The organism is Pontibacter rugosus (assembly GCF_042678745.1).
GTDB lineage: Bacteria > Bacteroidota > Bacteroidia > Cytophagales > Hymenobacteraceae > Pontibacter > Pontibacter rugosus.
In genome coordinates, this window is sequence record NZ_JBHTLD010000172.1 from 1 (window position 1) to 10,976 (window position 10,976).

Consider the following 10,976-nt stretch of genomic DNA (forward strand, 5'->3'; position numbering starts at 1 on the left):
CAGCCATAATATGAGTAGAATAGGCTGGTTATGAATTCATATTATTTTGTACTACTTTACAAAACAGTACTCATTTATTCTGCTAAACATAGTATGCGGCACCACTTTTGCCATATGAAACATATAGTTCAACCATAATTAATTAGATGCTATCCTTGACAACCCGTTTTAAAATTATACTGTCGGTACTGGCTGTTATTTTGGTAACAGGCTCGTTTATACTGTACAAAAGCGATACTGCTCCGGAGGGTAAAAATGAAATTCTGATTAGAGCTCTGATGCAGGGCCTTAGCCAGGGCCACTACCAGCCGGAAAAAGTAGACGATAACTTTTCAAAAAAAGTATTTAACCTATACCTGAATCGGCTAGATTATAACAAGAAGTTTCTTTTAGCTTCTGATGTACAAAAGCTGCGGCAGTACGAAACAGCCATTGACGATGAAGTGAACCAAGGTTCGTTTCAGTTCTTTGACTTATCCGCTAATCTGATTGAGCAGCGCACCAAAGAAGCGCAGGCTTATTACAAAGATATTTTAGCTAAGCCTTTTGATTTTTCTAAAGACGAGCAGGTAGAGCTGGATGGTGAAAAACTTGCCTTTGCAACCTCTACTGCTGAGTTGAAAGAAGCCTGGCGTAAGCAACTGAAGTACCAGACACTGGTGCGCCTTGTTGATATGCAGGAGGAGCAGATGAAAAAGCTTGAGAAAGGCGAAAAAGCCGATCAGAAGTCTTTTGAGCAGCTGGAGAAAGAAGCACGTGAAAAGGTGAAGAAAAACTACGAAGACCTTTTTAAACGTTATGATCAGGTAACCAGAGATGAAAGACGCTCTTCTTATATTAACTCCATCACTAACGTGTATGACCCACACACAAGCTACTTTGCACCTAAAGACAAAGAGAATTTTGATATTGGGTTTACAGGTCGCTTAGAAGGTATAGGCGCCTCTCTTCAGGAGAAAGACGGCCAGATAAAAGTAATGGAAATTGTGCCCGGTAGCCCATCTTATTTGCAAGGAGATCTAAAGCCAGGCGATATTATTCAGAAAGTTGGGCAGGCTAATGAAGAGCCTATTTTAGTAGAAGGTATGCGTTTGGATGATGCCATTCGGTTTATCCGTGGTAAAAAGGGCACAATGGTACGCCTTACCGTTAAAAAACCAGACGGTTCTACAAAAGTGATTCCAATTGTCAGGGATGTTATCGTGATTGAAGACACCTATGCGCAGTCTGTGGTGATTGAGGACAAAGAAAAGATTGGCTATATAAAACTTCCTGGCTTTTATGCCGACTTTGAAAACAAGAGCGGCCGTTTTAGCGGTGCCGACGTGAAGAAAGAAGTGGAAAAGCTAAAAACAGCTGGCATGCAAGGTCTTATTCTTGACCTGCGCAACAACGGTGGTGGCTCACTTGCTGATGCTGTAGAAATGGCTGGTTTATTTATTGAGAAGGGCCCGATTGTGCAGGTAAAAACAGCCTCTGGCAAAGCCGTTGTGCTAGACGATCGAGATGTACAAGTGCAGTATGGCGGACCATTGGTTATATTGGTAAACTCAAACAGTGCTTCTGCTTCTGAGATTCTGGCAGCCGCCATGCAGGATTATAAGCGTGCCGTAATTGTAGGCAGCCCTACTTTTGGCAAAGGCACAGTACAGCAGTTTTTTGAACTGGATGAAGCTTTGCCAGCTCAGTTTAACCCTTACAAACCATTTGGAGCCCTTAAGCTGACTACTCAAAAGTTTTACCGCATTAACGGTGGCACAACGCAGCTAAGAGGTGTTATTCCGGATGTAACGCTACCAGACCCATACAGCTACATGGAGTTCGGAGAGAAAGAGCAGGATTACCCGCTTCCGTTTGATGAGATTGCCCCGGCTAAGTATAGCACCTGGAACAAAAGCAAAATTGACTATGCTCAGATAAAGGCTAACAGCCAGAAGCGTATAGCAAGCAATAAAAGTTTTGCTTTGATAGAGCAGGCTGGCCAACGCTTAAAGCAACAAACTAAGAACACTACGAGATCTTTGCAATTAGAAAAGTACATGGCAGAAGAGAAGAAAGCCGAAGCCGAAGCGAAACGCCTTGAAGAAGCTCAAAAGCAAGTGCCGGTACTCAATGTGCATCGCTTGCAGCAGGACCTGAAAGAAGTTGGAACTGATAGTGCCAAAGTGGCCCGTAACAAAGAGTTCTTAAAAGACCTTAAGCAAGATGTGTATGTTGAAGAGGCTGTAGCTATCATACAGAACGGCCTGAAATAAGCTTTAATCATTATAAAATAGGAAAGCCCCGGTGCAAGTGTACCGGGGCTTTTTGCTTTCAGAGATGACACAAGTTATACTTGCTGCTGCTTTCGTTTTTGTATGAACCCAGCAACATATACGCCTACTGCTGCCAGGCCGGTTAATGTCATCAGTCCGAAGACACTGGCTCTGCGCTGGCGCACTTTGGGTTTAAACTTAAGCTTTGCCTCTGCTGTTGGAGCAACAGCTTTTGAGAACAGTACTCCTGTCATTACGCTAAGCACAGAAGTAACCCCTACTGCAGCATGTGCCACGTTTCTGTTTCCTGCTTTCACACCTGAACTTAATAACAGTAATGCCCCTCCTGCTACAGGTGGAATCAACGCTGTTTTAGGTCTGTTCTCGTTCAGTAAGTAACTTGTAAGTCCTGCTCCTATCAATACAGCTGCATGTGTATTATTGGCTATGTCTGGTCTGTCTACAATGTTCATGGTAAGTATGATTTTTAATTTAAGTTTACCGCCAAGCCAGCTACTTTGTTATACTTTAAGGCTGTAAAAACAAATCGCCCTGCCGCAAATGCAGCAGGGCGATTTGTTAAAGTATAAATTTAAAGCTGCTTACTTCTTCAGCATTCTGCTAATGTATACTTCTTTTCCAGCTTCAATTTTTAAAAGATAGAGACCTTTTTTCAGGCTGCTTACCTCTTTACTCAACACCTGCTCTACGTTCTGTTGTGAGCCAGTGGCTGAGAACAACATGCGTCCGTCTATGCCATATACTACCAGATTTACGTTCTGCTGCTTAGCTACGCGCTCAGGCAGAGATAGTCTAACATAATCCTGAACAGGGTTAGGGTACACACTAAACTGTCCTTTGGTAGCATCCGCTATACCTGTTGGTGCTGTATTATCCTGGATAGTGAAAGTAAACGTACGCCCTTCTCCAATTCCTAAACCAGTGCCTACCTTACTGATAACAAAAGATACCTGCTCATCAGTCTCTTTATTTGTATCACTCAAAGCGCTAAGGCTAAACACTGCTTTCGTAGTGTTAGCCGGTATTGTAAGGCTTATACTATTGTTTGCCATAGCTGGCACAACAGCGTAATCATCCTGGCTGGCGGTGGCTCCATCTACAAGGGTAATTAATACTGTTTGCTCTTTGGCCTGTGCTTCAGATAATGTCAGGTTTACCTCGTAAGCAGCCTCGCCTTCTTTTTTGGTAACGGATGCTTCTGCAAATGTAACAACAGGGGTTGCATCAAAGTTAAAACGAGCTGCAATAGGCAAATGATCTGACGTTGTAGTGAAGTATCTCGGGATCAGGTTCACAAGCCCGTTCTGTATCTGAATAGAACTTGGTACATACTCATCTACTAAAGACTTTGAAATGGTAATATGATCCAGGAAGCTCTCTGCGTTATAAGTACCCACACCTGTTAGGCTTAGATCATATGTCAGCACTTTATAATTTTCATCATCCACAAAGGGCTTGTAGGTTGATGGGTTATTAGTACCTACTACAGCCATGTCCACATCATCGTTGTAATCACCTAACATGATCAGGTTTACATCTGGATATTGTGCATCAAGCGAATCTTTCAGCACTTTAAGGTCATACATACGCTGGTTATAAACCGTCATGTTAGTGCCGCTATTGGCTCTGGCGTGCACGTTAATCAGGTGCAGGCGCTGCGTAATATCGTTAATGGTAGCATCTAACATGACCATGTATGGCATTCGGCCACTAGCCCAGAAACTATCGTCTCTAGCCTGATCGGTACTTGAGCTGCTGCCAGGATAGCCAGTAAGTACAGTTGTATTAGCAAGTAAGTCTGTGTATAACTTTTTCAGAAGCACTTTCTCGCCCTTAACTGCCACGGTTGCTGTTTTATATACTACATATAATTTCTGCGGAACAGAGACAAAGTTTGACGGCCTTTGAGAGTAAGAATAAGTGTCTGATTTCACGAATCCGTAGCCTGGCAATTCTTTTACCAGTTGCTCCATTAGCTCATCATTAGCTATCTCTTGCAAAGCATAGATGTCTGCATCAAGTGCCAGAATAGCCTGTTTCACGTTGGCATACTGCAGTTCATTATCTGTTGGCCCAAGTATAGCACCATCGCCGTCTCTGTCAGCACCAAACCACTCAACGTTCCAGCTAACGACATCCAGCGTTGAGCTTTTAGGTATAGATGAACCAGTCAACATGCCTCGTTCTTCAGAGAAAGTATTACCTGAAGTAAAGGTGAGTTTTCCTTCGAAGTAAAGTGCTGTGCTAGCCGGTGAGAAACGAACATAAGCAGTTTGCTCTGTTGCTATTTCTTCAGCAGTGTAGCTGATAACGGAAGTATAGGAAACGTTATCTTTAGAAACCTGAAAGTCTTTAGGAGCAGTAATGTCTAAACCATTGGGTAAGCCAAGTGCCTTTACTTTAAACGTGCTAGCTTCTGAGAATTGGTTAGCCGGCACAGCACCAAAATCAAACGTAACAGGACTGGTTACTAAGGCTGTTTGCACATCTTCTACGGCAAACTCATCAACCGTCCAGCGAGAAGAGCCATTTACCTGATCCAGGGAAGTATAAACAAAGGCTACATATACGTTTTCCTGCTTATAAGCATCCAGCAATAGCTTAGATTCTGTCCATTTGTCTGAGCCAACCTCTGGGAGGTTAGCGTTAAGTTCTGTCCATTCTGCCGTACCTGGCGCACTTACACCGTCATAGTTTGTAGAAATCATGAACTTAAGTGCTGGTCCCTGAAAAGCAGATAGAGTCCAGAAGGAGAGCGAAGGAATGTTGAAATCTGAAAGGTTAAGTTTTGGAGATATCAACCAGTCCTCGTTGGCAGCACCACGTTGCGTTGCTGAGTTGTAACCGTTAATTTGAACGGCGCTACCTGATTTACCAAAGGTTGTACAGCTCCATGTAACATCTCCATTTACACTTACCTGCTGCCATCCGCCTGGCATGTTTGTACTGCCAACATGTGTGCAGTTATCAAAATTCTGTGCATAAGGGCTAACAGCGTTTGCGGTAATATTCATTACCAGATTATCTGTCTGGCTGCTAGCATGCGTGATGGTGCCAGTAAGTGCGCCAACAGCGCTAGAGGTAGCACGAACATACACTGTTTGATCTGCGTCAAAGTCGGCACCAGCAAAGGTTAAGGTATTGCCAAAACCAGTTGTTGCACTTTTAGATAGCTGGAATGGCGCTGTAGCAGTAAGCGTAACAGAGCTGGTCAGGTTGCGGCCAGTTAATTTATAAGAACCTGAAATAGTAGTTCCTACTATACCGTCTCCAAGGCTTAGAGTAGTTGGTGCTGAAAGAGAAGGGGCATCAGGATTAACCTCTACTGGTGTAACCGATTCCCAAGTTGCTCCTACTCGTATCTCATCAACTATAAGCGCGGGGGTTTTAATATTAGAGTCTTGTCTTAGAAAAAATCTCTCAACATAGCTTAAATCTGATCCTACTGCTGAAGTATAACTTGATGTTGATTCAGCTGTTCCAGGAATAGGATTTACCCAAAAACTAACAATATCATCACCACTACCTGCCATTAGCTTATACATGCCAACAAGCAGAATAGTAGAGTTTAATTCATGTACTTCATTTAACCAAACTACCTCAGAGTTACTTCTTTTAGAAAAGCCAACATTGAAACCCTCTCCAGCTTTTCGCAGCCATACAGCAGCACCTAAACTTGTGCTATTGGCTGCTAATCCTGAAAAATATCCACCGCTTTCGTTCAAGCCTGCTAAGTCAGAAACTTTAAATAACAAGGAGAAATAAGCTGGCCCAGAAGTTAATTGAGGAAATTGAAACTGAGGATCTATACCTCCTCCTACAAAGCTTACACTTCGTCCACTAGAAGCATTCAGCTTATTATATGACAAATTTCCTTCCACTATAATGACTTCATCACCAGAGTTTACATTCACCCAGCTTCCTTGTCCTCCTAAGTTAGATCCTACGGAATAATCGAACGGCTCGTAAATAGTTGCCTCCTGCCCCAGCGCATCACTACTGCCTAACAAGGCGCAGCTAGCCACTACAACAGCTCCTAGCTTTTGTAATTGTTTAATCATAAAATTGTTTTGGGTTGATTTTAATTAGTTTGGGTTGATTGGGACATGCAGACGCCGGTACAGCTGTAAGTATGGGTTTTGTACAAGTATAAAGGCCGCCTGACATATAATACAAAGCTACACATGAATCGCTAACTTTATGTTAACATTAGTTTAAGAAATTAAGAGCCAGTTTAGAGCTGGTGCTTTGCACTGCATATTTTGTGTAAAGGAAAATTACAGGCTTAACGCTTTATCTCCCCCCTCTGTGTTGCTATAAACTTCAAAAACCACTTTGTCAGAAAGCTTTTCAATTATTTTTCTCCTCTAAAAACGAAGTGTAAGAAGGCAGTAATTGCCCATATCTCCCCAACCATTTTCCTCAAATTTCACCATTTTACTCCTCTCCTGCTGTAGCTTTTTCAGGTTTTAAATTTGACTTCTTTATGCCCCAATTTCAGCTTTTCAAAAGATTTTAAACTTATTACTAAATACAAATATAAACAACTGATCAACAGTGAGTTAATTTCACTAAAACAGCTTAAATAGTGGCTATTATTGCAACTGATACAGTCTCTGATATGTTTAACTTATATGAAAGAGAGAGATGAAGACAAGGTTGTTTCGATGTTTCCGGAGGAGACGCAGCACGCTGAAAAAGATTGGCAGAAATCCATCCCTGCACAGATATTCCTTAATTACTTTTTCGCAATAAATTACCATATACAGCATGAGGGCGTTAGTACCGTAGACCAGGCAACACTCCTGCGCGACGAAAAGCCTGTGCTGACAGAACAAGACCTGGAGGATGTTAAAAGGTTACTTATAAACTGCTGGAGTACAGAGTATGCCTTACGCTCCACAGCTGAGCTAGGAGATGAGGCCTATATGCGCAACGCCTTACACTGGACATTCCCCCAAGCTTATTATGCTGTGTTTGCAGGTATGCAGGCGTTCTTGCGCACGCGCGGCATCAGCACAAACAACGAGGCGATGTTACTTCGAGAAGCCGGTAGATTGGTTGTAAAAAATGCTTACCCTAAAGCCATTAGCTTTTATGCCGCCGGCCATTACGATGATTTCAGTATCCGTAGGTTACCATTGGCACACTACAAGCCGGGTTTGCAGATAGCTGGCAAGGAGCTGGAGGCACAGGCGCAGATAGGACAGTTTCTGCGCACTACGCGCCGCCAAAAAGCAAAGGCAGTAAGGCAGCAAGTACAGGCTAGCCCGACTACCGCTATACGTAGCGCAAAGACAGGTGAAGTGCTACAGAAATTTGGTCCGCAGCACTGGCAGCAACTTACCTGGCGCTTAGGCTATACAACAGTTTTCGACCTGATGGCACGCCTGCGCATCTCTTCTTCGCACCGAGAGATAGAGCGTTTTGTGCAGGCAGAGATAGACTTTAAGCTGTTTCATGAGTCGCTGCTGCAGATTGTGAGCTACCTAAACGGCATACATGAAAGCTTTATAGCACAAGCCATGGGTTTAGAGCACTATCACGCTTTTGTAAAGGAACTACCAAAGCATCTGCACGATAACTTTGTAGAGGCAAGGCTGCAAAACCTTATCAAGCCCCTGCTTGGCAACGAAAACTATGAAATTGGCCAGGCAGCCTAAGACTATAGATCGCTTATACTTTAGCTCCAGTAAGTTTATACTTGCTGGAGCTGTTTTTTATGGCTGCTTTTAATTTGATACTTTAGAGCATGTTTAATATTCATCCTTTGCGCTGCAAAAACAAAATCTAAACAAGCTCTTACAAATTTATGCCACTACTATCAATAAACATCCTATTTGCACAAGGTATAGCAGCAGCCTCCGTAAACAAGTATAAACCTGCTAAATCATTTGAAACCACACAAATCAGCGGTACAATTTTAAAAGCTGCTGATTATTTAGCAATTTTGCGTTTTATAAAAGAATCTTTTTAAAGTAGATAATCGCATGCAACTCAGCGAACAGGAACTACGCAGACGCCACGAGCGCGAAGAGCTGGAGAAAATGGGCATCAACCCATATCCCTCTGAAACATTTGAAGTTACGGCAACAGCCAAAGAGATAAAGGAGAGGTTTGATAAGGAAAAGGGCAATTATCAGGAAGTAACGCTGGCTGGCCGCTTAATGAGCCGCCGCATTATGGGCAAGGCATCTTTTGCCGAGCTGATGGATAGTACTGGCCGTATTCAGATCTACGTGTCGCGCGATGATATTGCACCAGGCGAGAACAAGGACATGTACAACACGGTGTTCAAGAAGATGCTGGACATTGGTGACTTTATCGGTATCAAAGGCTATGCTTTTGTAACGCAGGTGGGTGAAATATCGGTGCATGTAACCGAGCTGAAAGTGCTGACTAAATCGCTGAGACCGCTGCCAATTGTAAAACGTGAAGTAGACGAGAACGGAGTAGAGCATGTGTATGACGCCTTCAGCGATCCTGAAATGCGCTACCGCCAGCGTTATGTTGATTTGGTTGTGAATCCGGATGTACGTGAAACGTTCCGTAAGCGCACGCAACTGGTAAACTCTATGCGCCAGTTTCTGGGCAACAAGGGCTATCTGGAAGTAGAAACCCCTATCCTGCAACCCTTGTACGGTGGAGCTGCTGCCCGTCCGTTTAAAACGCACCACAACACGCTGGACATGACGCTATACCTGCGCATTGCCAATGAGTTATACTTAAAGCGCCTGATCGTAGGTGGTTTCGATGGTGTGTTTGAGTTCGCCAAAGACTTCCGTAATGAAGGTATGAGCCGCTTCCACAATCCTGAATTTACGCAGGTGGAGCTGTACGTAGCCTACAAAGATTACAACTGGATGATGGACCTGGTAGAGGAAATGGTAGAGAAAGTTGCCATGGACCTGCACGGCACCACAGAGGTAAAAGTAGGCGACAATATTATCAACTTCCAGCGCCCTTGGAAGCGCTTTACCATGTTTGAGGCTATTGAGCATTTCACGAAGATCGATATTTCTGAAATGGACGAGGCAGAGCTTCTAAAGACAGCGCAGAGCTTAGGAATACATGTGGATGCCTCTATGGGCAAAGGCAAATTGATTGATGAAATATTCGGGGAGACTTGTGAGGCTAAACTGATTCAGCCAACTTTCATTACAGATTATCCTGTTGAGATGAGCCCGCTTGCGAAAAAACACCGCAGCAAACCTGGCTTGGTAGAGCGTTTTGAAGCAGTTTGTAACGGCAAAGAAATCTGCAATGCCTTCTCAGAGCTGAACGACCCTATCGATCAGCGTGCCCGCTTTGAAGAGCAGCTAGAGCTTGGTAAGCGTGGTGATACAGAAGCCATGGTACTGGACGAAGACTTCCTGCGCGCCTTAGAGTATGGTATGCCACCAACAGCAGGTCTGGGTATCGGTATCGATCGCCTGAGCATGATCATGACAAACTCACATTCTATCCAGGATGTGCTGTTCTTCCCACAAATGAAGCCGGAGAAACAAGATAAAAAAGAGGAAGATAAGAAGTAATTCTTCTTGTCAAGTATAAAAAAAGGGGCTGCCAATTAATTGGCAGCCCCTTTTTTTATACTTGTTTATACTTACACTCCTGGCGTGTTCTTAGCTGAGTCAGTCATGTTTTTAATTTCCTGATCATCCCATTTGTTAGTATCGGTATAAGGGCTTTTTTGTTTAACACCCATCATAGAGGCACCTGCATCAGATGTGTTTTCAGATTTATCGCCCGCAAGCTTTTCAGCCCATCCGCTTACTGCTTCTCTTGTGCTACCATAAGTTTTGCCCATCTGGCCCCCAAGCTTAGTAGCCGAGTCGGCAACTTTCTTACGTATCTCAGTGCCCTTATCCGGAGCCAGCAACATGCCGGCTATTACGCCAGCAGCGGCACCTGCCAAAAGCCCCATCACCACACCACTTCCGGAGCTACTTTCGTTTTTAGTGGTATAATCAGAGCCCTGCTGCCTGATTTGGCGCACAGCAGAATGGATTTGAGTAGTATAATTTGCTTTGCTTTCGCCCAACGAGCGGCATTCCATATTAGTTCTCATAGTTATTTTAGTTATAATTATTAACTGTTTTATTTTTCAGGCAGACGTATCTTTCTTTCTAACGCGAGACAATCTATTAGGTTAACACAAGCGCTTATAATACACGAGCGCCAGCCCTTATTGAAAAGAGTTGGCGCTCGTGTAAAAATCAATGCTACCTCAGCAAGCTACCTAAGAGCAGCTTTAGCATCGATATATGTTATTTAAAAGCTGCTTATGCGTTTCCGCTAGTGCTGCTTCCTGAAGTTTGTGTTGCAGAGCCACCAGTAGCAGCAGCTCCTGAAGTAGAACCTGTTGCGCCAGTGCCAGCAGAAGAAGCTGCATTGGTACCAGCGTTATTTCCTTCACCTGAAGATGATTTGCCCAACTTCTCGCTGCTAATTTTCTTGATTTCTTCTAAGCCGTCCTGAAGATTTTTCTCAAGATCTTTGCTCATTTTACCAGCCCACTTTTTGATGCCACCTCTTGTTACTTCTCCAGTATCAGGAGCCATCAATAATCCTGCAATTACGCCTGCACTAGCACCGGCCAGCATAGCAAGTAACACTTTTCCGCTATTGTCTTTCATGGTTTTATTCTTTCTAAATTAATATTCAATATAATTCTATCAGCTTGTAGTTAACATAACG

The 10,976-nt window shown here is 43.5% G+C and carries 8 protein-coding genes; 4 read left to right on the forward strand and 4 right to left on the reverse strand.

The features are described from left to right. Positions 1-146 precede the first annotated feature (146 nt). Positions 147-2,255, forward strand: a complete 2,109-nt coding sequence (locus tag ACFQ2O_RS16140) for a carboxy terminal-processing peptidase (protein ID WP_377529975.1) — start codon at positions 147-149, stop codon at positions 2,253-2,255. Between the two features lie 74 nt (positions 2,256-2,329). On the opposite strand, the gene ACFQ2O_RS16145 is transcribed toward ACFQ2O_RS16140, so the two are convergent. Together ACFQ2O_RS16145 and ACFQ2O_RS16150 are read right to left on the reverse strand one after the other, a co-directional pair. Next, on the reverse strand, positions 2,330-2,728 hold the full coding sequence (locus ACFQ2O_RS16145) for a hypothetical protein (RefSeq protein WP_377529979.1): 399 nt from the start codon (positions 2,726-2,728) through the stop codon (positions 2,330-2,332). Between the two features lie 129 nt (positions 2,729-2,857). Next, positions 2,858-6,337: a choice-of-anchor J domain-containing protein gene (locus ACFQ2O_RS16150; RefSeq protein WP_377529983.1), complete on the reverse strand. Its 3,480-nt coding sequence runs from the start codon at positions 6,335-6,337 to the stop codon at positions 2,858-2,860. Positions 6,338-6,910: 573 nt separating this feature from the next. Between ACFQ2O_RS16150 and ACFQ2O_RS16155 the strand changes: the two genes are divergently transcribed. From ACFQ2O_RS16155 to lysS, 3 genes are all read left to right on the forward strand, one after another. Next, positions 6,911-7,939, forward strand: a complete 1,029-nt coding sequence (locus ACFQ2O_RS16155; protein WP_377529986.1) for a hypothetical protein — start codon at positions 6,911-6,913, stop codon at positions 7,937-7,939. Between the two features lie 149 nt (positions 7,940-8,088). Then, positions 8,089-8,253 carry a hypothetical protein gene (locus ACFQ2O_RS16160; RefSeq protein ID WP_377529988.1) on the forward strand — a complete coding sequence of 55 codons (165 nt, stop codon included), beginning with the start codon at positions 8,089-8,091 and terminating at the stop codon, positions 8,251-8,253. A gap of 13 nt (positions 8,254-8,266) precedes the next feature. Continuing rightward, positions 8,267-9,811: a lysine--tRNA ligase gene (gene lysS, locus ACFQ2O_RS16165; RefSeq protein ID WP_377529991.1), complete on the forward strand. Its 1,545-nt coding sequence runs from the start codon at positions 8,267-8,269 to the stop codon at positions 9,809-9,811. 71 nt (positions 9,812-9,882) lie between these two features. Here lysS and ACFQ2O_RS16170 read toward each other — a convergent pair whose 3' ends face one another. Beyond that, entirely contained in the window at positions 9,883-10,347 is a 465-nt protein-coding gene (locus ACFQ2O_RS16170; RefSeq protein ID WP_377529995.1) for a YtxH domain-containing protein, read from the reverse strand. A gap of 214 nt (positions 10,348-10,561) precedes the next feature. Beyond that, the gene (locus ACFQ2O_RS16175; protein WP_377529999.1) at positions 10,562-10,915 is read right to left on the reverse strand and encodes a YtxH domain-containing protein; all 354 of its coding nucleotides are present in this window, start codon (positions 10,913-10,915) and stop codon (positions 10,562-10,564) included. Between the last annotated feature and the right edge of the window lie 61 nt (positions 10,916-10,976).